This window comes from Conexibacter sp. JCM 18997, assembly GCF_055391915.1.
Genome location: NZ_AP043885.1, coordinates 3,250,805 through 3,276,767, shown reverse-complemented (window position 1 = coordinate 3,276,767; position 25,963 = coordinate 3,250,805). Strand labels below are relative to the sequence as shown.

At 72.6% G+C, this 25,963-nt stretch carries 23 protein-coding genes; 12 read left to right on the top strand and 11 right to left on the bottom strand.

Translation table 11 applies throughout. The annotated features are described in order from the left end of the window. The first annotated feature begins 170 nt into the window (after nt 1-170). From ACZ5UI_RS16745 to ACZ5UI_RS16735, 3 genes are read left to right on the top strand one after another with little or no spacing between them, the layout of a single operon-like run. Complete coding sequence (locus ACZ5UI_RS16745; protein WP_464188897.1) at nt 171-1,769, top strand: DEAD/DEAH box helicase; 1,599 nt, start codon at nt 171-173, stop codon at nt 1,767-1,769. Nucleotides 1,770-1,807: 38 nt separating this feature from the next. Continuing rightward, nucleotides 1,808-3,481 (top strand): GMC oxidoreductase, encoded by a 1,674-nt coding sequence (locus tag ACZ5UI_RS16740; protein ID WP_464188895.1) that lies wholly within the window; start codon nt 1,808-1,810, stop codon nt 3,479-3,481. Continuing rightward, a complete protein-coding gene (locus ACZ5UI_RS16735; RefSeq protein WP_464188893.1) occupies nt 3,478-4,140 on the top strand; it encodes an acetoacetate decarboxylase family protein in 663 nt (220 codons plus the stop codon). Before ACZ5UI_RS16740 ends, ACZ5UI_RS16735 begins: the two co-directional genes overlap by 4 nt. Before the next feature lie 3 nt (nt 4,141-4,143). Here the strand turns inward: ACZ5UI_RS16735 and ACZ5UI_RS16730 are convergent, their stop codons facing one another. Continuing rightward, nucleotides 4,144-6,375 (bottom strand): MMPL family transporter, encoded by a 2,232-nt coding sequence (locus tag ACZ5UI_RS16730; protein WP_464188891.1) that lies wholly within the window; start codon nt 6,373-6,375, stop codon nt 4,144-4,146. 114 nt (nt 6,376-6,489) lie between these two features. Here ACZ5UI_RS16730 and ACZ5UI_RS16725 point away from each other — a divergent pair, with 114 nt between their 5' ends. Together ACZ5UI_RS16725 and ACZ5UI_RS16720 are read left to right on the top strand one after the other, a co-directional pair. Beyond that, complete coding sequence (locus tag ACZ5UI_RS16725) at nt 6,490-7,287, top strand: fumarylacetoacetate hydrolase family protein (RefSeq protein WP_464188889.1); 798 nt, start codon at nt 6,490-6,492, stop codon at nt 7,285-7,287. Between the two features lie 75 nt (nt 7,288-7,362). Then, nucleotides 7,363-8,193, top strand: coding sequence for a hypothetical protein (locus tag ACZ5UI_RS16720; RefSeq protein ID WP_464188887.1), 831 nt, complete (start codon nt 7,363-7,365; stop codon nt 8,191-8,193). A gap of 180 nt (nt 8,194-8,373) precedes the next feature. Here ACZ5UI_RS16720 and ACZ5UI_RS16715 read toward each other — a convergent pair whose 3' ends face one another. Then, nucleotides 8,374-8,979, bottom strand: a complete 606-nt coding sequence (locus ACZ5UI_RS16715) for a TetR/AcrR family transcriptional regulator (protein ID WP_464188885.1) — start codon at nt 8,977-8,979, stop codon at nt 8,374-8,376. Between the two features lie 87 nt (nt 8,980-9,066). Between ACZ5UI_RS16715 and ACZ5UI_RS16710 the strand changes: the two genes are divergently transcribed. Continuing rightward, nucleotides 9,067-10,509: an MFS transporter gene (locus tag ACZ5UI_RS16710; protein WP_464188882.1), complete on the top strand. Its 1,443-nt coding sequence runs from the start codon at nt 9,067-9,069 to the stop codon at nt 10,507-10,509. A 10-nt stretch (nt 10,510-10,519) separates the two neighbouring features. On the opposite strand, the gene ACZ5UI_RS16705 is transcribed toward ACZ5UI_RS16710, so the two are convergent. Genes ACZ5UI_RS16705 through ACZ5UI_RS16695 form a run of 3 tightly spaced genes read right to left on the bottom strand, consistent with a single transcriptional unit; the run spans nt 10,520 to nt 12,991 of the window. Then, nucleotides 10,520-11,101, bottom strand: a complete 582-nt coding sequence (locus tag ACZ5UI_RS16705) for an ATP-dependent Clp protease proteolytic subunit (protein WP_464188880.1) — start codon at nt 11,099-11,101, stop codon at nt 10,520-10,522. A gap of 10 nt (nt 11,102-11,111) precedes the next feature. Continuing rightward, the gene (locus ACZ5UI_RS16700; RefSeq protein ID WP_464188878.1) at nt 11,112-12,008 is read right to left on the bottom strand and encodes a 2-dehydropantoate 2-reductase; all 897 of its coding nucleotides are present in this window, start codon (nt 12,006-12,008) and stop codon (nt 11,112-11,114) included. Between the two features lie 2 nt (nt 12,009-12,010). Next, nucleotides 12,011-12,991 carry an aldo/keto reductase gene (locus ACZ5UI_RS16695; RefSeq protein WP_464188876.1) on the bottom strand — a complete coding sequence of 327 codons (981 nt, stop codon included), beginning with the start codon at nt 12,989-12,991 and terminating at the stop codon, nt 12,011-12,013. A gap of 34 nt (nt 12,992-13,025) precedes the next feature. Between ACZ5UI_RS16695 and ACZ5UI_RS16690 the strand changes: the two genes are divergently transcribed. Genes ACZ5UI_RS16690 through pgsA form a run of 4 tightly spaced genes read left to right on the top strand, consistent with a single transcriptional unit; the run spans nt 13,026 to nt 15,962 of the window. After that, entirely contained in the window at nt 13,026-13,751 is a 726-nt protein-coding gene (locus ACZ5UI_RS16690) for an ABC transporter ATP-binding protein (RefSeq protein WP_464188874.1), read from the top strand. Next, nucleotides 13,748-14,506: an ABC transporter permease gene (locus ACZ5UI_RS16685; protein ID WP_464188871.1), complete on the top strand. Its 759-nt coding sequence runs from the start codon at nt 13,748-13,750 to the stop codon at nt 14,504-14,506. Before ACZ5UI_RS16690 ends, ACZ5UI_RS16685 begins: the two co-directional genes overlap by 4 nt. A gap of 2 nt (nt 14,507-14,508) precedes the next feature. After that, nucleotides 14,509-15,366 carry an EamA family transporter gene (locus tag ACZ5UI_RS16680; RefSeq protein ID WP_464188869.1) on the top strand — a complete coding sequence of 286 codons (858 nt, stop codon included), beginning with the start codon at nt 14,509-14,511 and terminating at the stop codon, nt 15,364-15,366. A gap of 17 nt (nt 15,367-15,383) precedes the next feature. After that, nucleotides 15,384-15,962, top strand: a complete 579-nt coding sequence (gene pgsA / locus ACZ5UI_RS16675) for a CDP-diacylglycerol--glycerol-3-phosphate 3-phosphatidyltransferase (protein ID WP_464188867.1) — start codon at nt 15,384-15,386, stop codon at nt 15,960-15,962. Here pgsA and ACZ5UI_RS16670 read toward each other — a convergent pair. The 3 genes from ACZ5UI_RS16670 to ACZ5UI_RS16660 are packed head-to-tail and all read right to left on the bottom strand — an operon-like array spanning nt 15,904 to nt 20,087. After that, nucleotides 15,904-18,249: a putative bifunctional diguanylate cyclase/phosphodiesterase gene (locus ACZ5UI_RS16670; RefSeq protein ID WP_464188865.1), complete on the bottom strand. Its 2,346-nt coding sequence runs from the start codon at nt 18,247-18,249 to the stop codon at nt 15,904-15,906. The genes pgsA and ACZ5UI_RS16670 overlap by 59 nt on opposite strands. 51 nt (nt 18,250-18,300) lie before the next feature. Continuing rightward, nucleotides 18,301-18,951: a response regulator transcription factor gene (locus tag ACZ5UI_RS16665; RefSeq protein ID WP_464188862.1), complete on the bottom strand. Its 651-nt coding sequence runs from the start codon at nt 18,949-18,951 to the stop codon at nt 18,301-18,303. Beyond that, entirely contained in the window at nt 18,948-20,087 is a 1,140-nt protein-coding gene (locus ACZ5UI_RS16660) for a sensor histidine kinase (protein WP_464188860.1), read from the bottom strand. Before ACZ5UI_RS16660 ends, ACZ5UI_RS16665 begins: the two co-directional genes overlap by 4 nt. 108 nt (nt 20,088-20,195) lie before the next feature. Between ACZ5UI_RS16660 and ACZ5UI_RS16655 the strand changes: the two genes are divergently transcribed. After that, the gene (locus tag ACZ5UI_RS16655; RefSeq protein WP_464188858.1) at nt 20,196-21,083 is read left to right on the top strand and encodes an ABC transporter ATP-binding protein; all 888 of its coding nucleotides are present in this window, start codon (nt 20,196-20,198) and stop codon (nt 21,081-21,083) included. Next, nucleotides 21,080-21,829 carry an ABC transporter permease gene (locus ACZ5UI_RS16650; protein ID WP_464188856.1) on the top strand — a complete coding sequence of 250 codons (750 nt, stop codon included), beginning with the start codon at nt 21,080-21,082 and terminating at the stop codon, nt 21,827-21,829. The genes ACZ5UI_RS16655 and ACZ5UI_RS16650 overlap by 4 nt, the downstream gene beginning before the upstream one ends. Nucleotides 21,830-21,926: 97 nt before the next feature. Here the strand turns inward: ACZ5UI_RS16650 and ACZ5UI_RS16645 are convergent, their stop codons facing one another. Genes ACZ5UI_RS16645 through ACZ5UI_RS16635 form a run of 3 tightly spaced genes read right to left on the bottom strand, consistent with a single transcriptional unit; the run spans nt 21,927 to nt 25,944 of the window. After that, on the bottom strand, nt 21,927-23,177 hold the full coding sequence (locus ACZ5UI_RS16645; RefSeq protein WP_464188854.1) for an ABC transporter permease: 1,251 nt from the start codon (nt 23,175-23,177) through the stop codon (nt 21,927-21,929). Continuing rightward, on the bottom strand, nt 23,174-24,409 hold the full coding sequence (locus ACZ5UI_RS16640; protein ID WP_464188852.1) for an ABC transporter permease: 1,236 nt from the start codon (nt 24,407-24,409) through the stop codon (nt 23,174-23,176). Before ACZ5UI_RS16640 ends, ACZ5UI_RS16645 begins: the two co-directional genes overlap by 4 nt. Then, nucleotides 24,406-25,944: an ABC transporter ATP-binding protein gene (locus ACZ5UI_RS16635; RefSeq protein ID WP_464188850.1), complete on the bottom strand. Its 1,539-nt coding sequence runs from the start codon at nt 25,942-25,944 to the stop codon at nt 24,406-24,408. The genes ACZ5UI_RS16640 and ACZ5UI_RS16635 overlap by 4 nt, the downstream gene beginning before the upstream one ends. Nucleotides 25,945-25,963: the final 19 nt, after the last annotated feature.

Genomic DNA, 25,963 nt, shown 5'->3' with positions numbered 1-25,963 from the left:
TCGGTGATGCCGTTCGCCCGACCCGTCCGGGCGGCCTGAAGTCCGTCTGGCGGACCGGCTAGGTTCCCGCCCTCTTGACGGACCTCGCAGCACCCATTCACCGCGGCCGGAAGCTCCCGGATTGGCCCGCGAACCGGCCTCTGCGGGCCTGGCAGCGGGAGGCGCTCGCCGTGCTCGCCGAGCACGATGGCTCGTCGTTCCTGGCCTCGGCCACGCCGGCCGCTGGGAAGACGACGTTCGGCCTGCGCGTGGCCTGGGAGATGCTGCGCAGCGGGCGCGTCGCGCGCGTCGTGGTGGCCGGGCCGACGACGCACATCTGCCGCCAGTGGGCGGCCGACGCGGCCCGCTACGGCATCGACCTGGAACCCAACCGGCCCAACGCGGAGGGCCCCGAGCCGCGCGACCGCGACGGCGTCGCCGTCACCTACCAGACGATCGCCGCGGGCCCCAAGCTGCACGCGGGCGCGACCGCGCGCCGGCCGACGCTGCTGATCGCCGACGAGCCCCACCACATGGGCGAGCACGCGGCCTGGGGGCGCAACGCCCAGCAGGCGTTCGGCGGCGCCGTGCTGACGCTGCTGCTCTCCGGCACGCCGTTTCGCTCCGACAACTCGGCGATCCCGTGGGTCACCTACAGCGACGAGGGCATCTCGAAGGCCGACTACGTCTACGGCTACTCCCAGGCCCTGGTCGACGAGGTCTGCCGCCCGATCACCTTCCTGCCCTACGACGGCGAGATGGAATGGCGCAGCGACGGCAAGCTGCGCACGGCCGGCTTCGACCTCGTGCTGCCGGCGGCCGAGTCCGCGCGGCGCCTGCGGACCGCGCTGGCCGCCGACGGCGACTGGATGGGGGAGGTGCTGCGCGACGCTGACGCGCGCCTCTCGCGGGTGCGGGCCGACGGCCATCCCGACGCCGGCGGCCTCGTCGTCGCCTCCGATCAGGAGCACGCCCGGGCGATCGCCGCGCGGCTGGGCGCCCTGTGCGGCGAGACGCCCGAGATCGTCATGAGCGACGAGCCCGAGGCCAGCGCGCGGATCGCCGCGTTCAGCGCGTCGTCGCGGCGCTGGCTGGTCTCGGTGCTGATGGTCTCCGAGGGCGTCGACATCCCGCGCCTGCGCGTCGGCGTCTACGCGACCGCCGCGCGCACCGAGCTGTTCTTCCGCCAGGTGGTGGGCCGCTTCATCCGCCGCACGCCCAATCCCCCGCCGGCCAAGCAGATGAGCTACCTGCTCCTGCCCGCCGACTCGCGCCTGAAGGCGCTGGCCTTCGCGATCGAGGAGGAGCGCCGCCACGCGCTGGACCTCTCGCCCCGCGAGCTGGGCGACGACCCGCTGGCCCTCGACGAGATCCCCGAGGAGCAGGAGCGCCGGCCCACCGGCGAGGGCTTCGAGGTCCTCTCCTCGCACAGCGCGACGCTCGACGGCGAGATCCTGTCGGAGACGACGATGCAGCTGTTCTCCTTCGAGGAGCCCAAGCCGCACGCGGCGCTGGCGGCCTTCGGCGGGGCGATCGACCGCACGCAGGCGATCCAGGCCGGCGACGGCGGCGCGCACGACCAGATGCACGAGACCGCGTTCGCCTCCCGCGAGAAGCTGCGCGACGAGCGCGCGTCGCTGGTCTCCCAGCTGTCGCGGCGCACCGGCGAGCCGCACCGCGACATCCACTCGCGCATCAACCGCAAGACCGGCGCCCCGTCGGTCACCGCGGCCACCGCGGAGCAGCTGCGCAAGGGCAACGAGCTGATCCAGCGCCTGCTGGCCAAGTAGGCACGCCGCCGGGCGAACGGTCCCGTACACTTCCAAAGATGACGCAGGCGTCATTTGATGTGGACTGGGTCGTGATCGGCTCCGGGTTCGGGGGGAGCGTCAGCGCGCTGCGCCTGGCCGAGAAGGGCTATTCGGTCACCGTGCTCGAGCAGGGCTCCGAGCGCGACGACGCCGAGATGCCGCGCTCGACCTGGGATCTGCGGCGCTACTTCTACGCGCCCCGCCTGGGCCTGCGGGGGATCTTCCGCATCACGCCGTTCAAGGACGTGCTGGTCGTCTCCGGCGCGGGCGTCGGCGGCGGCTCGCTCGGCTACGCGATGACGCTCTACGTCCCACCGCCCGCCTTCTTCGCCGATCCCCAGTGGGGCGCGCTGCGCGACTGGCGCACCGAGCTGGCCCCGCACTACGAGACGGCCCAGCGGATGCTCGGCGTCACCGACGTGACCGCCGACGACCCGGCCGACGGCTGGCTGCGCGAGTACGCCGACGAGCTCGGCGTCGCCTCGACCTACCGCAAGGCCCGGGTCGGCGCCTACCTCGACAACCCCGGCGAGACCGTCTCGGACCCGTACTTCGGCGGCGAGGGTCCAGCCCGCATGGGCTGCCAATCCTGCGGGCGCTGCATGGTCGGCTGTCCGATCGGGGCCAAGAACAGCCTGCCCAAGAACTACCTGTGGTTCGCCCGCAAGCGCGGCGCCAAGGTGCAGGCCGACCGCCAGGTCGTCGCGCTACGCCCGCTCGGCGGCGCCGACGGTCGCGACGGCTGGGAGATCGTCCACGAGCGCACCGGCGCGTGGCTGCGCAAGGACCGGCGCACGATCCGGGCCCGCGGCGTGGTCGTGGCCGGCGGCGCGCTGGGCACCAACCGCCTGCTGGCCCAGGCCCGCCAGGCCGGCGACCTGCCCAACCTGTCCGCGCGCCTGGGCGACCTGGTGCGCACCAACAGCGAGGCGGTCCTGGCGGTCACCGTGCCCGAGGGCCAGGCGGCCAACCTGCAGCGCCGCGTGGCCATCACCTCGTCGATCTACCCCGACCCGCACACGCACATCGAGACCGTCGTCTACGGCACCGAGGGCGGCGCGATGCGCTCGATGTTCTCGCTGATGACCGGCGACGGCTCGCGCGTCACGCGCCCGCTGAAGCTGCTCGGGCAGATGCTGCGCCACCCGCGCCGCCTGGCCGAGATCAGCTTCTCGCGCAACTGGGCCGGCCGCACGGTCGTGGTGCTGGTCATGCAATCGCTGGACAACGCGATCAAGCTGCGTCCGCGCCGCGGCCCGTTCGGCCTGCGCCTGCAGACCGAGCAGGACCCCGAGAAGCCCAACCCCACGTTCATCCCGGTGGCCAACCACTTCACCGACTGGCTGGCCCGGCGCACGGGCGGCGTGGCCTCCAGCTCGCTGCTGGAGTCGACGATGTCGATCCCCACCACCGCGCACATCCTGGGCGGCGCGCCGATCGGGGCGACCGCCGCCGACGGCGTCGTGGACGCCGACCAGCGCGTGTTCGGCTACGAGAACCTGCTCGTCTGCGACGGGGCCGCGGTGCCCGCCAACGTCGGCGTGAACCCGTCGCTGACCATCACCGCGATGACCGAGCGCGCGATCGCGCAGCTCCCCGACAAGCCCGGCGCCCCCGTGTACGCCCCGGTGGGGGTCGATCCGGTGGCCGAGCAGACCGCGACCGCCGCGCCCGAGCCGCTCCCGGCGTGACCGTCCACGCGCTGCAGGACGTCGCCGGCGTCCCCGAGTCCGCGCTGGCCGACGCCGTCGCCGCGCAGTTCCCGCCGACCAGCGCGCCTCCGCCCTGGAACACGCGGGCTGACGTGCTGGTGTGGATGCACCGCGCGGCGCCCGACGCCGCGCGCCACCTGCCCGACGCGTTGCGCGACCGCCGCACGATCCCGCTGACCGTCGGCGCCTTCATCCGCTATCTGGACACGCCGGTCGGCCCCTACGGCGAGATCCTGGCCGCGCCCGTGCTGCTGGCCGAGGCGCCCGTCCCGCCGTCCTGTGTGCCGTTCATCGCGGTGGACTCGATCCCGTCGATCCGCGGCGGACGCGAGAACTGGGCGCTGCCCAAGACGCTGGCCCGCTTCGCCTTCGGCAACGGCACGATCAGCGCCGAGGGCGACGGGTGGCAGGTCGACGCGCGCGTGCGCGCCCGTCCGCGCGGGCTGCCGGTGCGCCTGCCCGTGCGCAACCGCCAGCCCGGCGTGGGCCTGATCGACATCCTCGGCACCGGCCGCGCGCAGCTGGCCACCGTGGACCTGAACGTGGCGGGCCCGGAACTGCCGAGCTGGCTGCTTCCGGGCCCGCATCCTGCGCTGGTCATCCGCGACGGGCGGATGACGTTCGGCGCACCGCGCTAGTCGCTAGGCGACGACCTTCTCCCGCTGCGGCTCGAGCGTTCGCTCCGGCTCGACCACCGCCGGACCGTGCTCGAAGCGCGGCAGCCACTCCAGCCAGCGCGGCAGGTACCAGTTCCAGTCGCCCAGCAGCTTCATCGCCGCCGGGAGCAGGACCGCGCGGATGATCGTCGCGTCGATGAGGATCGCCACGGCCAGGCCGACGCCCATCTGCTTGAACTCGAGCATCGACAGCGTCGCGAAGATCGAGAAGACCGCGACCATCACGATCGCCGCGCTCGTCACCACCGACGCGGTCGCCTTGATGCCCTCGCTGACCGCCCGGTCGGTGCCCAGCCCGCGATCGACGCCCTCGCGGATCCGGCTGAGGATGAACACGTGGTAGTCCATCGACAGGCCGAACAGCACGACGAACAGGAACAGCGGGAGCCAGCTGGTGATGCCGCCGTTGGAGTGGAAGCTCAACAGCTTCTCGAAGTGGCCGTCCTGGAAGACCCAGACCAGCACGCCGTAGGCGGCGGCCACGCCCAGCAGGTTGAGCACGATCGACTTGATGGCGATCACCAGCGAGCGGAACGTGACCAGCAGGAGCACGAAGGCCAGCAGCAGCACGAAGGCGAACACCAGCGGGCCGCGTGAGGCCATCAGCGAGCTGAAGTCCTCGGTGCCGGCGGTCATGCCGGTCACGTTGACCTCGGCCCCCGGGATCGTCCCGACCGTGGCCGGGATCACCTCGTCCTTCAGGCGCTGGAGCGCCGCGCTGGAGGCCGCGTCGGTGCCGCTGCCCGCCAATGGGATGTCGACGATCGCCGCGTGGCCCTGGGGCGACAGCGTCACCGACACCGGCCCGCCCATGTCGTCGGCCGACAGCGCCTCCTGGCGCAGGGCGTCGATCTGCTTGGTCACCTGCGGCGCGCGCACGTCGTCGGCCTGGACGACGACCACGGCCGGCGTCGGGCCGCCCGGGAACGCGGCCTGGATGCGGTCGTAGGTCTGCATCACCTTGATGTCGCGCGGCAGGCTCTCGGCGCCCGGGATCACCAGGTGCAGGTTCAGCGCCGGCAGCGCGAGCGCGACCAGGACGGCGATCGCGGCCACGGCGGAGACCGCGGGATGCCGCAGCACGCGGTCCAGCAGCCAGTTCCAGGCGCGCGGCGTCTGGCCGGGCTTGCGCAGGCGATGCAAGAGCGGGACCCGGCCCTTGTTGACCTTGTCGCCCAGGACCGACAGCAGCGCGGGCAGCACGGTGACCGAGCCGATCATGGCCACGCCGACCACGATCAGCGTGCCCGTGGCCATGCCCGTGAACGTCGGGTCGCCGGTCAGGTACATCCCGGCCATGGCGATCATCACGGTCAGGCCCGAGATGAGCACCGCGCGTCCCGAGGTCGCCGCCGCGATCTGCAACGCGGCCCGCGACGAATGTCCGTGCTCGCGTTCCTCTCGTTCTCGGCGCATGTAGAACAGCGAGTAGTCGACGCCGACCGCCATGCCGATCAGCAGGATCACCGAGGAGACCGCGTCGTCGACCGGCCAGATCTGGCTGGGGATGGCCACGAGGCCGAGCGCGGCGGCGACCGAGGTCAGCGCCAGCAGCACCGGCAGACCCGCGGCCACGAGCGCGCCGAAGGTCACGATCAGGATGGCCAGCGTGATCGGCAGCGAGAGGAACTCGGCCTGCTGGAAGTCCTTGTCCAGGCGCTCGCCCAGTGCCTTGTCGGCGCTGGCGTCGCCGAACTGCTCGATGCGCAGCTCGGGATGGGCCTTCTGCGCGTCGGCCACCGCGGCCAGGATCGTGTCGACCTTGTCCTCGGCCTGGTCGGAGTCGCCGGCGATGTCGAGCTCGACCAGCGCCGAGCGCCCGTCCTTGGAGATCTGGCTGGCGTTCTCCTGCGTCAGCGGGGAGAACACCTCCTCTACCTCGGGGAGCCGCTGCAGCCGTCGTTGGACATCACGGATGGCCGCGGTGAAGGCTGGATCGCCGGCCTGCAGCTGGCCGTCGCGCGCCTGGATCAGCACCGTCTCGGAGGCGGTGTCGGGGAATTGCTCGTTGATGACCTGCTCGGCCCGGCCCGAGGATCCGCTGCCGGTGTCGTCCTCCAGGGACTTGGTCCCGAGCATCCCGCCGATGACGAGGCTGACGAGGACGAAGGCGAGCCATCCGACGATGGCCGTCTTGCGGTGGCTCGCGCTCCAACGACCGGCGCGAGCAGCGAGGCTTTCACGTGTGGGAGACATGGTGCAGAGGCTCCCGCCGACGCGAGCCGCCGGGTAGGGAGGCGACCCGGTGGACCGGGGACGGCCACCTCCTCAACCTGGGTGCGGACAACCGCACCGGTAGCCTGCGCGCCGATGCGACTCGCCACCTTCGTCCCACTCGATGGCGCCCCCGACGCGGCGCCCCTGGCCGGTCAGGTCGACGGCGACCGGATCGTCGCCTTCGCCGACGGATCGACCGTCCTCTCGCGCCTGGCCGACGGCGACCGCACCCCGGCGGCCGGAGACGCCTGGGCGCTGGGCGACGTGCGCCTGCTGGCACCGGTCGCGCGGCCCCGGGCGATCTTCGCGATCGGCCGCAACTACGCCGATCACTCGGCCGAGATGGGCAACGAGCCGCCGCCGGAGCCGATCGTCTTCCTGAAGCTGCCCACGAGCTCCTGCCCACCCAACGACCCGGTGGCCGTGCCGCAGGCCGCGCGCGGGATGCTCGACTACGAGGGCGAGCTGGTGCTGGTCATCGGCGGGGACGGCCAGGTGGCCGGCTACGCGGTGGCCGACGACCTCAGCGCCCGCGACCTGCAGGGCCGCGAGCCGCAGTGGACGCGCGCGAAGGGCTTCGACAACAGCTGCCCGTGGGGGCCGTGGGTGACGACGGCCGACGAGATCGCCGACCCCGAGACGCTGTCGCTGCGCACCTGGGTCAACGGCGAGTTGCGCCAGGACGCCTCGACGTCCAGCCTGATCTTCGGCATCGACGCGCTGATCGCCTGGATCTCGGCGACGATCACGCTGGAGCCCGGCGACCTGATCCTGACCGGGACGCCCGCGGGCGTGGGGATGGCGATGGACCCGCGCCGGTTCCTGCAGTCCGGCGACGTGGTGCGCATCGAGATCGAGTCGCTCGGCGCCATCGAGCACGCCGTCGCCTAGCTGACCGATCGGTCAGAACAGCGATTCGAAACAGCTCTGTCGGGGCACGGGAGGGCTATGCCACCCCGCTGCCGGATGCTGCTCGCCCTCGTCGCCTCATTGCTGCTGCTGGCTCCCGCCGCGGCCTCGGCGCGCACCTACAGCGCGACGGTGATCGCCCCGGCGGCGGCCGACAGCGCGGGCCGGCTGACGCTGCCGCTGCTGCTCAGCCCGCGCGGCGAGCTGCGGGCCAAGAAGCCCGTGGTGGCGCCCATCGTCCCGTCCGGAGCCCGGCCGGTGAAGTGGGGCACGCGCCGGCTGGCGCTGGCCCAGCTGCGCCCCGGGGACAAGGTGTCGGTCGACCTGCGCGGATCGCGCGCCCGCACGATCTCGCTCCAGCGCAGCGGCTCGGCCGACGACTTCGACCGCATCTACCGCCAGCTCAAGGCGCTCGGCGCCGCGGCGACGAAGACCACCGAGCTGGGCACCCCGGTGGCCGCGGCGGCCGGCGGCTCCTACCCGCGCGACCAGCTGAAGGTGCTGCGCGACCAGGTCAGCGAGCTGCAGGGCCAGCTGGACGCGATCGACTCCGACGTCCAGACCTCGCTCACCCGGCTGGCCGGCGTGCGCCCGCGCGAGCAGCACCGCCACGACGCGGTGGCCGCCGCCCAGGCCGCCTACGAGAAGCAGCTGACCGGTGTGCGCGACGCCGCCCGCACGGCGCGCCAGCAGTCCGAGCTGGCCGCCGAGGGCCTGGACGCGGTCGCGCTGATCCCCGGCTCCAACGACGGCACCCAGACGCCGGTCGATCCCGCCGCGCCGATCGAGCTGCCCTTCGGCACGACCTCGACGGTCAGCGGCCTGCTGAACACGCTGATCGTGCTGTCGGACTCGATCAACCTGGCCGAGCCCCCGCTGATCGGCTAGGTCCCAGTGTCAGGGCACTAGTGCCCTGAGTCACTAATTCGCCCGCATCTGGCGGCGCCGGAATCGTGTCTGCCGGCACTCGCCATCACCACCCGGACCACCAGTACGACAGGTGATGGCGATCACCGGCAGACCCGCCCCGGCATCCACCAGCTGCACACGAATTACCGACTCAGGACACTAGTCCGGCAGCCCGACCAACGCCGCGATCGCATCCTCGATCGCGGCGCGCAGCTCGCCCGCCTCGGCCGAGGCCAACGGCTCGATCGGCGCCATCGAGCGCAGCGCGACGATGCCGTTGAACAGGGCGAGCACCAGCTGGGCGCGGAGCTCGACCTGGCGATGACGCGGCGATCCGGGCGTCCCGGGGTCGACGCCGCTCCAGGCGATGATGCGGGCCACGCCGCCCGCCATCCCGGCGGCGCGCAGCGTCTCGACCTCCTCGCCGGCGCCGCTGTCGCGCAGCAGCAGCAGCAGCGGATGGCTGCCGAACTCCGGCCAGGCCTCGGGCCGTAGCCCGTCGAGGAAGTCGCCGACCAGGTCGCCGCTGCCCTCCGGGGCCTCCAGCACCGCCTGCGGCGCGCTCTCGACGACCGCGCGGAACAGGCCGTCCTTGCCGCCGAAGTACCGGTTGATCAGCGAGATGTTGACGCCCGCGTCCTGGGCGACGTCGCGCGTCGTGGTGCGGTCGTAGCCGAGCACGGCGAAGCGCCGGCGCGCGGCGGTCAGGAGGTCGCGGCGCGTGGCCTCGGCGTCGCGCGGGCGGTGGGCGGGGGGATCGGTCATGTAATCGCTCGTTGACAAGTCGGTGGATCGGGCGTAGTCTGCGCTATGTAATCACTCGTTTGCAACTCTACCGCCACCTCTGCTCCCATGAACTCTTCCGCTCCTGACCCCACCGCGCCCGCTCCGGCCGCCGGGCTGGCGATCGCCGCCGTCGGCCTCGGGGCGCTGGCCGCCGCGCTGGCGCAGACCCTGATCATCCCGGTCCTGCCCCGACTGGCCGCCGATCTCGACGTCAGCACCGGCGACGCCCAATGGCTGCTGACCGCCACGCTGCTGGTCGCCGCGATCTCCGTGCCCGTGCTCGGACGCCTGGCCGACATGTTCGGCCGCCGCCTGGTGCTGCTGGTCAGCCTCACCGGCCTGGCCGCCGGCTCGCTCATCGACGCGCTCACCTCGAGCTTCGGCATGATGCTCGCGGGCCGCGCCGTCGCGGGCCTGTCCGCCGCGGCGATCCCGCTGGGGATCAGCCTGCTGGCCACCGTTCTGCCCCCGCAGCGCCGCGGTTCGGCCACCGCGCTGATCAGCGCGATGCTGGGCATCGGCGGCGCCCTGGGGCTGCCGCTGGCCGGCCTGATCGGCGACAACGCCGACTATCACGTCCTCTACTGGATCGGCTTCGGCGGCGCCGTGCTCAGCGCGCTGGCCATCCTCGCGTTCGTCACCGAGCCGCCGTTCGTGCGCCAGCGGCAGATCGACTGGGCCGGCATCGTGCTGCTGGCCGTCGGCCTGGGCACGCTCGTGCTGGGCATCTCCCAGGGGACGTCGTGGGGCTGGGGCTCGGCCCGCATCCTCGCGCTGTTCGCCGTGGCCGTCCTGGCGCTCATCGCGCTGGTCGTCGTCGAGGGACGCGCGGCGAACCCGCTGATCGACCTTCCGGCGCTGCGCCGGCCGCCGATCGCGCTGACCAACATCGCCTCGCTGTTCATCGGGTTCGCGCTGTTCGCCAGCTTCACCGGCACCGCGTCCTACGTGCAGGCGCCCGAGTCGACGGGCTACGGCTTCGGCTCCTCGATCCTCACCGCGGGGCTGTGCCTGCTGCCCAGCGGTCTGCTGATGCTCGCGCTGGCCCCGGTCGCGGCCAAGCTGATCGGCCGGTGGGGACCCGCGCAGGTGCTCGCGCTGGCCGGGATGATCCTGGCCGCGGGCCTCGTGTTCCGCATCGTCTTCGTCGACGCGCTGTGGCAGGTCGTCGTCGGGACCTCGATCATCGGCGCGGGCACGGGCATCGGCTACGCCGCGCTGCCGTCGCTGATCAACACGCACACCCCGACCGCCGAGCTCGCGGCGGCCAACGGGATCAACGCGCTGGCCCGCAGCCTGGGCAGCTCGCTGGCCAGCGCGGTCGGCGGGGCGCTGCTGTCGGCCCTGACGATCAGCGTGGCTGGGGCGGCGCTGCCGTCGCTGGGCGCCTACCGGGTCCTGTTTGCGATCTGCGCGGGCGCCGCCGTGCTGGCCAGCCTGATCGGGTTGGCCATCGCCGCGCGCACGCGCGGCGAGCGGCAGGCGCTGGCCGGCGTGCCCAGCGCCTGACGCCTAACGCCTAGTGCGAGGAGATGACGCGATCGATGAGGCCGTACTCCACGGCCTCATCGGGCTTGAAGAAGCGGTCGCGCTCCATGTCCTTGTGGACCTCTTCCTCGGGCTTGCCGCACGCCGCGGCGTAGATCTCGTCGATGCGCTTGCGCGTCTTGAGGATCTCCTGGGCGTGGATCTCGATGTCCGTGGCCTGTCCCTCGAACCCGGAGGACGGCTGGTGGATCAGGATGCGCGAGTTGGGCAGCGAGAAGCGCTTGCCCTTCTTGCCGCCGGCCAGCAGGAGCGAGCCCATGCTCATGGCGATCCCGCAGCAGATCGTCGACACGTCGGGCTTGATGAAGTTCATCGTGTCGAAGATCGCCAGACCGGCGTAGATCGACCCGCCCGGCGAGTTGATGTAGATCGAGATGTCCTTGTCGGGATCAGCCGACTCGAGGTGCAGGAGCTGCGCCACGATCAGGTTGGCCACCTGGTCGTCCACGGCCGAGCCCAGGAAGATGATCCGCTCGTTGAGGAGCCGCGAGAAGATGTCGTACTCGCGCTCCCCACGGGCGCTGCGCTCGACGACGGTGGGGATCAAAGGCATGCCGTTGAGACTAGTGCCCCGCCGCGTCGTCGGATGCGCAGGCCAGCAGCGCGCTGACCACGTCGCTGACCGGCGTGGCCACGCCGACGCGGCGCCCGGTCCGGCCGATCACGCCGTTGCGCGCGTCCCACTCCAGCTCGCGGCCGTTGGCCTTGTCGACGGCGATCGAGGTCGTCGCCTCCGCGGGCAGCGCGCGCAGGTGCGCGATGACCCGCTCGGGCAGCTCCTCGTCCAGCGCGACGCCCGACGCGCGCGCGACCGCGACGACCTCGCGGGCCAGCTCCAGCGCGACCGCGCCGCTGTCGGCCCGGGTGAAGACCGAAGCGCCCGACGTGCCGGTCAGCGCGAGCAGGCCGGCGACCGCGTTGACCGCCAGCTTGTGCCACAGCTCGCGGTCCAGCGTGTCGGTCTGCTCGACGGACACCAAGCTGCCGGCCAGCGCGTCGGCCAGGCGCTGACCCGCGGCGCCGCGTTCGGTGACGAGCCCACCGGGCCCGTTCACCGTGGCCCGTCCGGGACCGTCATGCGACACCGGCGCCCAGACCACGCACGGGATCACCGTCGCGTCGCCGGCCAGCGGCCCGACCTGCTCACGCTGCTCGACGCCGTTCTGCAGGACCGCGACCACCGTGTCCGCGCCGCACAGCGCGGTCAGCCAGCCCGCCGTGCCGGCGGTCTGATGCGCCTTGACCGCCAGCAGCACGAGGTCGACCGCGGCCGGCGCGTCCGCCGGATCCAGCAGGACGGGGGCGCGCACCTCCAGGGGCGGCGAGCCATCGCGGTAGGACAGGACGAGCGTCTCGGGCAGCGCCGACCGCGCGCAGACGACCAGGTCGTGGCCGGACTGCGCCGCGGCGACGCCGAAGGCCAGCCCGATCGCTCCTGGTCCGACGAGCGCGACGCGCATGCTCAGCGTCCGACCGACCGCAGCGACGCCTCGGGGTAGCGCGTCCCGGCCGCCTCGGGCAGGGCGTCGGCGATCGTCGCGCGCTCGTCGGCGCTCAGCGTGATGTCGGCGGCGGCGACGTTCTCCTCCAGGTAGGCGCGCCGCTTCGTGCCCGGGATGGGGACGATGTCCTCGCCCTGGGCCAGCACCCAGGCCAGCGCCAGCTGCGAGGCGGTCACGCCCTTGTCGGCGGCCAGCCGCCCGATCACGCCGACGAGCTCGAGGTTGCGGGTGAAGTTCTCGCCCTGGAAGCGGGGGGAGCTGGCCCGGAAGTCGTCGTCGGCCAGGTCGTCAGGCGACCGGATCGCGCCGGTCAGGAAGCCCCGGCCCAGCGGCGAGTAGGCCACGAAGCCGATGCCCAGCTCGCGCACGGTCGGGAGGATCTCGTCCTCCGGATCGCGCGACCACAGCGAGTACTCCGTCTGCAGCGCCGCGATCGGGTGCACCGCCTGGGCGCGGCGGATCGTCGCCGGGCCCGCCTCCGACAGCCCCAGGAAGCGCACCTTGCCCGCCTCGACGAGCTCCTGCATCGCGCCGACCGTCTCCTCGATCGGGACGTCCGGATCCACGCGGTGCTGGTAGTAGAGGTCGATGTGGTCCAGGCCGAGGCGCCGCAGCGACGCCTCGGCCGCGGAGCGCACGTACTCCGGCCGCCCGTCGATGCCGCGGGCGGAGGGGTCGTCGGGATCGCGCACGAAGCCGAACTTCGTGGCCAGCACCACCTGGTCGCGGCGGTCGGCGATCGCGCGCCCGACCAGCTCCTCGTTGATGTGCGGGCCGTACATGTCGGCGGTGTCCAGCAGCGTGACGCCGAGCTCCAGCGCGCGATGGATCGTGGCGGTCGACTCCGCGTCGTCGCGGGCGCCGTAGAACTCCGACATCCCCATGCAGCCGAGGCCGAGAGCGGAGACGGTCAGGTCGGTTCCGAGCTTGCGCGTGTCCATCCGGTAGACGGTACGCCTCCTAACCTCTGGGCCGGTGTCTGTCCCAGCGCTGCAGCTGACGGGTCTCACGAAGCGCTACGACAGCGGCTTCCTGGCGCTCGACGCGTTCGACCTGACCGTCCCCGACGGCGAGTTCTTCGGCCTGCTCGGTCCCAACGGCGCGGGCAAGACCACGCTGATCAGCGCGGTCTGCAACCTGATCCGGGTGACCTCGGGCGACGTCAGCGTCTTCGGCCGGCCGCACACCGACTGGGAGGCCCGGCGGCTGATCGGGCTGGCCGAGCAGGACGTCAACCTCGACCGCTTCCTCGACGTCGAGGAGACCCTGGTGTTCCACGGCGGCTACTACGGCATGAGCCGCGCGCATGCGCGCCGGCGGGCGCGGGAGATGATGGACGTCTTCGACCTGCGCGCGAAGGCGGGCACGCGCGCCCCGGCGCTGTCGGGCGGCATGCGCCGGCGCCTGCTGCTGGCCCGCGCGCTGATGCACGAGCCGCGCCTGGTGATCCTCGACGAGCCGACCGCGGGGGTGGACATCGAGCTGCGGGTGGAGCTGTGGCGCTACATCCGCCGCCTGCACGACCTGGGCACGACGATCCTGCTGACCACGCACTACCTCGAAGAGGCCGAGGAGCTCTGCCAGGACATCGCGCTGATCCGCGACGGGCATCTGATCGCTCGCGACACGGCCGACAACCTGCGCCTGCAGTTCGACGCGGCGACCCTCACCGAGGTCTACATGAAGGCGATGGCGGCTTGAGGACCGGGCTGCTCGCGCTGACCCACCGCGAGGTGGTGCGCGTCCTGAAGCTGTGGACGCAGACGATCGCCGCGCCCGTCGTCTCCTCGTTCTTGTTCATCCTCGTCTTCGGGCTGTCGCTCGGCGGGCGCATCAAGCAGGTCGACGGCGTCGACTACGAGGTCTTCATCGTCCCGGGCCTGATCACGATGGCCATGGTCCAGGCGGCCTACTCCAACAACTCCGCGACGGTCTTCCAGGCCCGCTTCGACCGCTACCTCAACGACATCCTGGCCTCGCCCATGCGCCCGTGGGAGATCAACCTCGGGCTGACGCTGGGCGGCGTGGTGCGGGCGCTGCTGATCGCGCTCGGCCTGCTCGCGCTGGCCATCCCCGTGACGGGCGTCCCGATCCACCAGCCGGTCGAGCTGATCGTCGCCGTCGCGCTGGGCCTGACGCTGTTCGCCTCGCTGGGCGTGGTCGTGGGCATCTACGCGGAGTCGTGGGACCACGCCGGGTTCGTCAACAACATCGTGATCCTGCCGCTGACCTTCCTGGGCGGCGTCTTCTACTCGGTCGACCTGCTGCCTGCGCCGTGGCAGGAGATCTCGCACGCCAACCCGATCTTCTATCTCGTGCAGGCGATCCGCTACGGCTTCCTGGGCACGAGCGACGTGAGCGTCGCGCTGTCGCTCGGGGTCACCGGCGTGCTCGCCGCGGCGATGGTCGCGTGGTCCTCGTGGCTGTTCCAGACGGGTCGCAAGCTCAAGCCGTAGGCGTGGCCGGGCCGCTGGATCGCGTCCCGCCGCTCGCGCTGATCCTCACCGGGATCGTCTCCGTCCAGGTGGGCGCGGCGCTCGCCGTCGGCCTGTTCGACGACGTCGGCGCCGCCGGCGCGGTGCTCCTGCGCATCGGCTTCGGGGCGCTCATCCTCGCCGTGGTCGTGCGGCCCCGCTGGCGCGGCCGGTCCCGGGCCGACCTGGGACTGATCGCCGTCTTCGGCGTCGTGCTGGGCGTGATGAACCTGACGTTCTACGAGGCGCTGGACCACATCCCGTTGGGCATCGCGGTGACGATCGAGTTCTGGGGGCCGCTGGCGGTCGCGGTGATCGGCTCACGCCGCCCGCTGGACCTCGTGTGGGTGGTCCTGGCCGCGGCGGGGATCGTGCTGCTGGCCAACCCCGGCGGCGGCGGCCTCAACGCGCTGGGGCTGGTCCTGGCCGCGGTGGCCGGCCTGTGCTGGGCGCTGTACATCGTGCTGGCGGCGCGCGCGGGGCCGCGGTTCCGCGGCGCCGACGGCGTGGCGATGGCCATGGTCGTCGCGGCGATCATCCCGATCGGTCCGGGCATCGCCGAAGGCGGCAGCGCGCTGCTGCGCCCCGAGATCCTGGCCATCGGCATCGGCGTCGGGCTGCTCAGCACGGCGATCCCGTACGCGCTGGAGACCGAGGCGCTGCGGCGCATCCCGCGCCACGTGTTCAGCGTGCTGATGAGCCTGGAGCCGGCGGTCGCAGCGCTGGCCGGCTTCGTGATCATCGGGCAGGACCTGCACGCCCGCGAGGTCGTGGCCATCGGGCTGGTCGTCGTGGCCAGCGCCGGCGCATCGAGAAACGCCGCACCCCTGCTCGATCCGTAACGTTCTCACCACAGCCCGTGTTCCCGGTCAACCTGCCCAACGTCCTGACGGTCCTGCGCATCCTGCTGGTGCCGGTCGTCGTCGTGGCGCTGCTGAACGAGACGCCCAACGGCGACCTGCTGGCCGCGATCGTGTTCGCGCTGGCCTCCGTCACCGACTGGGTCGACGGCTACCTGGCCCGCTCGCGCGGCTCGATCACCACGTTCGGCAAGCTGATGGACCCGATCGCCGACAAGCTCCTGGTCGTCGGCGCGCTGGTCTCGCTCGTCTCCTTGGACCGCCTGCAGGCCTGGGTGGCGATGGTCATCATCGCCCGCGAGCTGGCCGTGACGATGAGCCGCATGGCCGCCACCGGCCAGGGCGTGGTGATCGCCGCCAACCGCTGGGGCAAGGTCAAGACCGCGCTGCAGGTGCTGATGATCTTCCTGCTCATCACGGTCAGCGGCTCGCCGCTGTGGCTGGACCTGCTCGTCTACGGGACCGTCGCGGTGACGGTCATCTCCGGCCTGGAGTACTTCTTCGGGCTGCGCCGCAGCCTCAACGCCGCGAAGCAGCGTGAGCAGGCGCCAGCAGCGCCGCGATCGCCTCAGGGCTGACCGGGCGGCTGAACAGGTAGCCCTGGCCCAGGCGTGAGCGCATCGAGCGCAGCTGGTCGGCCTGGGCGATCTCCTCGATGCCCTCGGCCACGACCTCCATGCGCAGGCTCTCGCTCAGCTGGACGATGCCGGCCACGAGCTTGGCCTGCTCGGGGCTGGTGTGGATCGTGTCGACGAACGACTTGTCGATCTTGACGATGTCGATCGGGAGCTCCTGCAGGTAGGACAGCACCGAGTGGCCGGTGCCGAAGTCGTCCACGGCCAGGCGCACGCCGATGGCCTTGATGCGCTCCAGCTCGACGATCGTCTCCGCGGGCTCCTCGATCAGCAGGCTCTCGGTCAGCTCGACCACCAGCGACTCGGCGGGCAGGCCGCTGTCGGCCAGCACCGCGGCCACCTGAGCGGGGAAGTCGCCCGCGCGCAGCTGCTTGATCGAGACGTTGACGCTCAGCTCGAGGTCCTCGCAGCCCGGCTGGGTGGTGCGCAGGCGCTGGACCTCGAAGCAGGCGTGACGCAGGACCCAGGCGCCGAGCGCGACGATCGCGCCGGTCTCCTCGGCCAGCGGGATGAACTGGCCGGGACCGAGCAGGCCGCGGGTCGGGTGCTGCCAGCGCACGAGCGCCTCGACGCCGGTGATGGCCTCGGACTCCAGCTCGACGATCGGCTGGTAGTCGAGCACGAGCTGCCCGTCGGCGATCGCATGGGCCAGCTCGGAGCCGAGCTCGAGGCGGTCGACGGCCATCTGGTGCAGCTGGGCCTCGAAGACGCGGATGCCGCCCTTGGCGTGCTGCTTGGCGCTGTACATGGCGATGTCGGCGTTGCGCAGCAGCTCCTCGGCGCGCGCACCGGGCTCGGCCATCACCAGGCCGATCGACGCGCTGATGCTCAGCGCTCGACCGCTCAGGCGCAGCTCGGGGGCCAGCGCGGCGGCCAGCCGCTCGGCGACGGCCAGCGCGGCGCGCTCGTCGTCGACGTCGCAGAGCAGAACGGCGAACTCGTCGCCGCCCTGGCGGGAGGCCAGGTCCTCGGCCCGCAGCACCGACGTGATGCGCCGGGCCACGATCCGCAGCAGCTCGTCGCCGGCCTCGTGGCCGAGGCTGTCGTTGATCGTCTTGAAGTCGTCGAGGTCCAGGAACAGCAGCGCGACGTCCTTCTCCGAACCCGACGCGGCGGCCAGCGCGGTGTCCAGGCGCTGCCCGAAGAGGGTGCGGTTGGCCAGGCCGGTGAGCGGATCGTGGAAGGCCTGGTGGCGCAGCTGCTCCTCCAGCGCGCGGCGCTCGCCGATGTCGCGCAGGCTGAGCAGCAGGCCGCGCACGGCGGGATCGCTGATGCGGTTGTCGGCGATCACCTCGACGTGGACCCAGGTGTCGTCCTCGTCGTGGTGCACGCGGGCGGTGAAGGTCTGGGTGCCGCCGCCGGCCAGGCAACGCACGAGATGGCGCTCGACGCGCACGCGGTCGTCGGCGTGCACGAGATCGACGAGCGGGCGCCCGAGGCGGTCCTCGGCCTGGCCGCCGAGCATGCGCTGCACCGACGGGGCCTGCCAGGCGATGGTCAGGTCGCGGTCGACGATCGTCACGACGTCGGAGGCGTGCTCGACCAGCGCGCGGATGCGCTCCTCGCTGCGGCGCTCGACGGCGCGCACCTCGCGGTCGACGGAGGCCCGCCGGCGGATGCGGGCCATGGCCAGCGTGAGCAGCAGCAGCAGGAGCATGCCGCCGGCCAGGGAGGCGAGCACGGCGATGCGGGCGCGCTGGCTGGCCTCGTCGGCGGCTCGGTCCTTGGCCACGCCGACGGTCTGCAGCTCGCTCTGCAGCTTGGCCAGCAGCGGGCGGATCTGGCGCTGCTGCGTGGTGACCGCGGCGCGCAACCCGCCGCCCTGGGCGTCGGCCTGCAGGCCGGAGATCTCGTCGAGCAGGCGCTTGACGTCGGTGGCCAGCGCGTCGGTGCCCGGGCCCGGGGCGACGTCGCGCAGCCGGTCCAGCGTGGCGTTGGTCTCGTTGTAGAGCTTCACGCCGGGCTCGGAGAACCGCAGGATCACCTCGCCGATGGTCAGGTCGCCGACCAGCCGGGCGACGGCCGCGTGGCCGGCCAGCGCGTCGAGCGACTGCGCGTCGGCGTGCAGCCGCTCGACCGCGGTCTGGGCGCGGCGGGCGCGGTCGGACTGGTCCTGCGCGCGCAGGGCGATCCAGGCGGCAACGGCGGTGATGGCGACCGCGCCGACGATGAAGGGCCACACGCGCAGCGTGTCGAGGACGCGGGTGGGCAGGCGCAGCGAACGCGACATTGGACCGGTCATCGGTCAAGCGCGGCACGCTTTGAGGGGTCCGCGCTCGGTTCAGGTGGTCTCGGCGTCGTGCACGAGCAGCGCGACCTGCACGCGGTTGTCGACGTCGAGCTTGGCCAGCAGCTTGGACACATGCGCCTTGACCGTCGGCACGCTCATGTGCAGCCGGCCGGCGATGTCGGCGTTGGCGCAGCCCTCGCCGACGGCCTGGGCGACCTCCAGCTCGCGGGGGCTGAGCGTGCCGAGCTTGGCGCGTGCGCGGTCGCGCCGGGCGCCGGCGTCGTCGCCGGCCACCAGCCCGATCAGGCGCCGTGTGACGGTGGGCGAGAGCATCGCGTCGCCGCCGTGGACGAGCTCGATCGCCCGCACGATCTCGGCGGGCGGCGTGTCCTTGAGCAGGAAGCCGGACGCGCCGGCCTGCAGGGCGCGCAGCACGAGCTCGTCGGCGTCGAAGGTCGTGAGCACGACGACCGCGGGCGGCGAGGGCTGCGCGCGGACCAGGCGCGTGGCGGCGATGCCGTCGAGCTGGGGCATGCGGATGTCCATCAGCACGACGTCGGGGCGGTGGCGATCGACCGCGGGCAGCACGGCGCGGCCGTCGTCGGCCTCGCCGACCACCTCGATGTCCGGCGCGCCGGCCAGCAGGAGCCGCAGGCCCTGGCGGACCAGCGCGTCGTCGTCGACCAGCAGCACGCGGATCATCCGGCCGCCCAGGGGAGCGTCGCCTCGAGCACGAAGTCGCCGATGTCGTCTCGCCCGCTGGTCAGCTGGCCGCCGGCCAGCACCACGCGCTCGCGCAGCCCGATCAGGCCGGTCCCGGTCCCGGGCGGCGGCGGGGTGAGGGCGACGCCGACGGGCGGACGGCTGGCGATGCGCACGGCGAGCGCCTCGGCCGTGCCGGCGATGGTCACGGTGACCGACGCGCCCGGTGCGTGCTTGCGCGCGTTGGTCAGGCCCTCCTGCACGATGCGGTAGGCGGTCCGGCCGAGGCCGACGGGCGGCGCGCCGGCGGACAGGTCGACGACGAGCTCGACGCGCGTGCCGGCGGCGCGCGACTCGTCGACCAGCGCGCCGATGCGGTCCAGCGTCGGCTGCGGCGGCGCGGTGCCCGCGCTCTCGGCCTCGCGCAGCACCCCGATCACCTGGCGCAGCTCCTCCAGCGCGGCGTGGGCGTTGTCGCGGATGACGGCGGCCGCCGCGCGCACCTCGTCGGGCGAGGCGTCGGCGCGGTACTCCAGCGCGCCCGCGTGCAGCGACAGCAGCGACAGGCGATGGGCCAGCACGTCGTGCATCTCACCGGCGATGCGCCGGCGCTCGGCCTCGCGGGCCTGCTCGACGCGCATGCCCTGTTCGGCCTCCAGGCTCTCGGCCCGGGCCTGCAGCTCGACCAGCAGCTGGTGGCGGGCGCGCGCGTACAGCGCCCAGCCGAACACGATGGCCAGCACGAGCAGGCCGAAGACCAGCTCGAACAGGTAGCCGTCGCCGGTGGGGTAGACGAGCGGGACGGTGGCGGCCGAGACGACCGCGCTGGCCCACACGGGCACGAGCGTGCGGGGCGAGCAGCGGACCGTGGCGGTGAAGGCGGCGACGACCGCGGGCCCGGCGGCCAGCCCGGAGACGATCGCCGCCAGGTTGAGCGCGATGGCGATCGGGGCGGGATGCCGTCGCCGCCAGCACAGGGCGGCCAGCGCGGCCAGCCCGAGGACGACGTCGACGGGCCAAGTCAGGCCGTTGTGCTCCTGGGCCGTGGTGGCCAGCACGGCCACGCCGACGCCGAACGCGAACGCGAGCGCCGCGACGTCGACGACCCAGTCGCTGACCGTTCGGCGTCCCGTCATGGAGGCCAGCGTACGCCCGCTCGGCGCGCCGCACCCCCTACCGAAGTCGATGGCGGACTATGCCTGTGGCCGATGTCGGCCGCCGCCGCGACCGCCAGGATGGCGGCCATGATCGAGTCTGCTGGGCTGACCAAGCGGCTGGGGGGACGCGTCGTGGTCGACGACGTCTCCCTGCGGTGCGAGCCGGGGACCGTGACGGGCTTCCTGGGTCCCAACGGCGCCGGCAAGACGACGACGATGCGGATGCTGGTCGGGCTGTCGCGCCCGGACGCCGGCAGCTCCACCGTGCTCGGCGTGCCCTACGCGGCGCTGCCGAACCCCGGGCGCGAGGTCGGCGTGCTGCTCGACGCCGCCGCCCAGCACCCCGGCCGGCGCGGGCGCGAGGCGCTGGCGGTGTCGGCCCAGACGATGGGCGTGCCCGACGCGCGGGTCGACGCGCTGCTCAACCGCGTGGGCCTGGACAAGTCGGCGGCGCGCAAGCGCGTGCGGGCGTACTCGCTGGGCATGCGTCAGCGGCTGGGCATCGCGCAGGCGCTGCTGGGCGACCCGCGCGTGCTGATCCTCGACGAGCCGGCCAACGGGCTGGACCCCGAGGGGATGCGCTGGATGCGCGAGCTGCTGCGCGACTTCGCCGATCGGGGCGGGACGGTGCTGCTGTCCTCGCACCTGCTGCGCGAGGTCGAGGCGGTGGCCGACCAGCTGGTGATCATCGGCGACGGGAAGATCGTCGCGTCGGGCTCGCAGTCCGAGCTGCTCACCGGCGTGGGGGTGACGCTGGTGCAGGCGACCGACGAGATCGCGTTGGTCGCCGCGCTCGGTGACGCCGGGCTGTCGGCGCGGCGCAACGGCGCCGACGGGTCGTTCCTGGTCGACGCCGAGCCGGAGGCGGTGGGCCGCGCCGCGCTGGAGGGCGGCGTGGTGCTGACCCGATTGGGGCCGTCGGAGAGCGCCGGCCTGGAGAACCTGTTCTTCGAGCTGACCGGAGGTGCGCGATGAGCGCCGAAGCGATCACCCGCCCGCCGCTGCCCCGCCTGACCGCGGTCGAGCTGCGCAAGATGACCGACACCCGCGCGGGGATGTGGCTGCAGATCGTCGTCGGGCTGCTGACCTTCGCCGTCGTGGTCCTGGTCGTGGCCGTCGGCAACGACCAGGACCGCACGTTCCACGAGCTCGCGCACGTGGCGATCCAGCCGGCGACGCTGCTGCTGCCGGTCATCGGGATCCTGCTCGTCACGTCGGAGTGGTCGCAGCGGACGGCGCTGATCACCTTCGCGCTGGTGCCGCGGCGCGAGCGCGTGGTGATCGCCAAGCTGGGCGCGGCGATCGGCCTGGGCCTGCTCGTCGTCGTGCTGTGCCTCGCGCTGGCGCTGCTGGCCACCGCGGTCGGCGGCGGCTCGGACTCCGACACCTGGACGTTCCGGCCCGGCCTGATCGGCCAGGACTTCCTCTACGTGGTCACCGCGATGATCACCGGCGTCGCGTTCGGCATGGTCGCCCGCGCGTCGGCTCCCGCGATCGTCGCCTACTTCGCACTGCCGATCGCCTTCGCGTTCCTCTTCGCGATCCCGGGCCTGGAGGGCGTGGGCCACTGGCTCGACACGACCCAGACCCTCGAGCGGCTGGTCGAGGGCTCCCTGACCGGCACCCAGTGGGCCCAGGCCGGCGTCTCGCTGCTCGTCTGGATGGTCGGCCCGCTGGTGCTCGGCACCTGGCTCTTGCTGCGCGGCGAGGTCCGCTCGTAGCGAAGGCGGTCCTCCAGGCGTTGCTTGTCAGATCCATGTTCATCGAGACCATCGATCCGACAAGCAACGCCTGAGACGGGCGAAGCCTCTCGGGGTCCTACGCGGCCTCGCGCCGGTACGGGATGCCGTCCGCGGCCGGCGGCGTCGACCGTCCGACCAGGCCGGCGACCGCGATCAGCGTCAGCACGTAGGGCAGCGCCTGGAACAACGTCCCGGCCTGCTCGGAGAACGCGGGCAGACGCTGGGCGACCGCGGAGGAGGCGCCGAACAGGAGCGTCGCGCCGAGCACGCCCATCGGCTTCCAGCGGCCGAAGATCAGCGCGGCCAAGGCGATGAAGCCCTTGCCGGCGGTCATGTTCGGGCTGAACGAGTGCACGAAGCCGATGGACAGGAACGTGCCGCCGAGCGCGGCCAGGCCGCCCGAGGCGATCACCGCGACGTAGCGGGTGGTCAGCACGCGCACGCCGACGGTCTCAGCCGCGCGCGGGTTCTCACCGACGGAGCGCAGGCGCAGGCCGCCGGCGGTGCGGAAGATCACCACCCACACGACGAACACGGCCAGCAGCGAGCCCCACACGAGCAGGTTCAGCTCGTGGAAGCCCTCGCCGATGAAGCCGAGGCTGTCGATCGGCAGCGTCAGGTTGGGCACCTGGGCCAGATCCGACGGCGTGCCCTGCTCGCCGTAGAACTGCACGTACAGGTACCCGGTCAGGCCCAGCGCGATGAAGTTCAGCGCGGTGCCCGAGACGATCTGGTCGGAGCGCAGCGACACGGAGAAGATCGCGTGCACGAGCGCCAGGAGCATGCCGGCGGCCACGCCGAAGACCAGGCCGAGCACCCACGAGCCGGTCTCCGCCGCGCCGTAGGCGCCGAAGAACGCGCCCATCAGCATCATGCCCTCGAGCCCGAGGTTCACGACGCCGGAACGCTCGCTGACCAGGCCGCCCAGGCCGGCGAACAGCAGCGGCGTCGCGTAGCGCAGCGTCGCGGCCAGCAGCGCGCCCCACGAGACGACCGCCTCGAGGTTGCCCACGCCCGACTGCGTCGCGCCCCAGCCCAGCCCGAAGGCCACCACCGCGGCCACGATCGCGCCCCAGGCCAGGCGCTTCTCGCCGCCCATGCGCAGGCATTGCGCGCCCAGGCCGGCGGCGATCAAGGCCAGCAGGAGCGTCGGGACCCACGTGCGCACGGTGAACGGCGGCAACGTGATCAGGAAGGCGATGATGGCCAGCACGACGCCGCCCCAGCCCACGAGCCGGTCGGGGGTCAGGCCGCGCTTGGGCCCGCCCTCGGGCGCCTTGGTGGAGCGCAGCCGCTCCAGCCAGCGATCGGTTCCACGGTCGCTCATGCCGCGCCCTCCGCGGGCTCGAGCGTCGCGCCACCGCGTCGTCGTCGATTCAACAGCCGCTTCCACAGCACCACGACGAACACGTCGATCGTGGCCAGCAGCACGACGAGGCCCTGGATGATCGTGGTCAGGTAGCCGGCCAGATCGGGCTCGAACACCGACGGATCGAGGTTGCGCACCGACGTGCCGTTGACCAGCGCGCCGAACAGCAACGCGGCGGCGAACGTGCCCACCGCGGTGTTGCGGCCCAGCAGCGCGACCGCGATGCCCAGGAAGCCCAACTGGGTCGTCTGGATGTCGTTGGTGGCGATGTGGAACTTCCAGCCGAGCACGTCGATCGCGCCGGCCAGCCCGGCGAAGATGCCGCACAGCACCATCACCCGCACGTAGGTCTTGCCCACGGGAATGCCGGAGGTGCGCGCCGCCTCGGGGTTCAGGCCGACCGCGCGCGCCTCGTAGCCCCACGTCGTGCGCTGCAGGATGATCCAGAACACGATCCCCGCGGCCAGCGCGATGAACAGGCCGATGTGCAGGCCCTGCAGCTCGGCGTCGCCCCAGAACACCGGCAGGTGCACGTTGGCGAAGATCTCCTTGGAGATCGGGACGTCGGGCTGCTCGGGGTCCTGCAGCGGGCCGCCGAGCGAGAACAGGTAGACGCCCACCCAGATCGCGATCCAGTTGAGCATGATCGTGGTGATCACCTCGTTGGCGCCGGTCGTCGCGCGCAGCAGGCCCGCGATGCCCGCCCAGGCGCCACCGGCCAGCGACCCGACAACGATGGCCAGGACGATGTGCAGCCAGCCCGGCAGCCCACCGAACGACGACCCGACCCACACGGCGAAGACCGAGCCGACGATGTACTGGCCCTGGCCGCCGATGTTGAACAGGCCGGCGCGGAACGCGTAGGCCACGGCCAGGCCGAGCAGGGCCAGCGGCGTGGCGATCAGCAGCGTCTGCTGCAGGTTGATGGCCGACAGCTCGCGGTCGTCCGACCACGGGATGAACCAGTTCAGGCCCGAGCCGTTGAAGATCGCCTTGTAGGTCGAGAACGGGTCGTGGCCGGTCAACGCGACCGCCACGCCGCCCGCGGCGAAGGCCACGAGGATGGTCAGGAACGCGGCGATGATGCCGCCGCCCTGCAGGTGCTGGGTCAGCCGCGTGGCGACGGTCGGGCCGGCGCCCTCGAGCGGATCGGCGTCGGGCCCGGGCTGGATGTCCTCGGGCTGGCTCATGCCGCGCCCGCGTCCGCGGTCGGCCCGCCGCCGCCGGTCATCATCAGGCCCAGCTCCTCGTCGGAGGCGTCGGAGGAGACCTCGCCGACGATCTGCCCGGCGTACAGGACGAGGATGCGGTCGGCCAGCGCCCGCACCTCCTCCAGCTCGAGCGAGAACAACAGGATCGCCCGGCCGCTGTCGCGCTCGGCCAGCAGGCGCTTGTGCACGAACTCGATCGCGCCGACGTCCAGGCCGCGGGTCGGCTGCGCGGCCACCAGCGCGGCCGGGTTGTCGGACACCTCGCGGGCGATCACGACCTTCTGCTGGTTGCCGCCCGAGAGCGATCGCGCCGGCGTGCCCGGCGAGCCGCCGCGCACGTCGAACTCCCGCAGGAGCTTGCCGGCGGTCTCGCGCATCCCGCGCATCGACAGCATCGGGCCGCGGGCCCGCCGGCGGTAGCTGCACAGCGCGAGGTTGTCGGCCAGGGAGAAGTCGAGCACGAGGCCGCGCTTGTGGCGGTCCTCGGCGATGTGGCCGATCCCGGCGTCGCGGGCGCCGGCCACCGACGCGCCGGTGATGTCCTGGCCGTCGACGCGCACCAGGCCCGACAGGGGCGAGCGCAGGCCGGTGATCGCCTCGATCAGCTCGGTCTGGCCGTTGCCGTCGATGCCGGCCACGGCGACGATCTCGCCGGCGCGCACCTGCAGGGTGACGCCGTTGACCGCGGGCAGGCCGCGGTCGTCCTCGACGTGCAGCTCCTCGACCTCGAGGATCGGCTGCTGCGGCTGGGAGGGCGTCTTGTCGACGCGCAGGACGACGTCGCGGCCGACCATCATGCGGGCCAGCAGCGCCTCGTCGGCGCCGGAGGTCTCGACGGTGCCGATCGTCCTACCGCGCCGCAGCACGGTGACGCGGTCGGCGATGTCGAGCACCTCGCGCAGCTTGTGGGAGATGAAGACGATGGAGGTGCCGCTGTCGCGCAGGCCGCGCAGCACCACGGCCAGATCGGCGGTCTCCTGGGCGGTGAGCACCGCGGTGGGCTCGTCGAGCACCAGGATCTTCGCGCCGCGGTCCAGCGCGCGCAGGATCTCGATGCGCTGCTGCTGGGCGACGGACACGTCGGCCACGACGGCGTCGGGATCGACGCGCAGGCCGTGGCGGTCGGACAGCTCGCGCGTGCGCCGCTTGGCCGCGCCGATGTCGAGCAGGCCGCCCTTGCGCGGCTCGGCGCCGAGCACCAGGTTCTCGGCCACCGTCATGACCGGGATCAGCATGAAGTGCTGGAAGACCATCCCGATGCCGTGGGCCATGGCCTCGCGCGGCGAGCCGATCGTGACCGGCCGGCCGTCGACGCGGATCTCGCCCTCGTTGGGGGTGAGCATCCCGTAGACCATGTTCATCAGCGTCGACTTGCCGGCGCCGTTCTCGCCCAGGAGGGCGTGGATCTCGCCGCGACGCAGCTCCAGGTCGACCCCGTCGTTGGCGGTCAGCGCCCCGAAGCGCTTGACGATGCCGCGGAGCTCGAGTGCGAGCTCCGCGGCCTCAGTCGTCACAGGTGACGTCTCCGTCAAG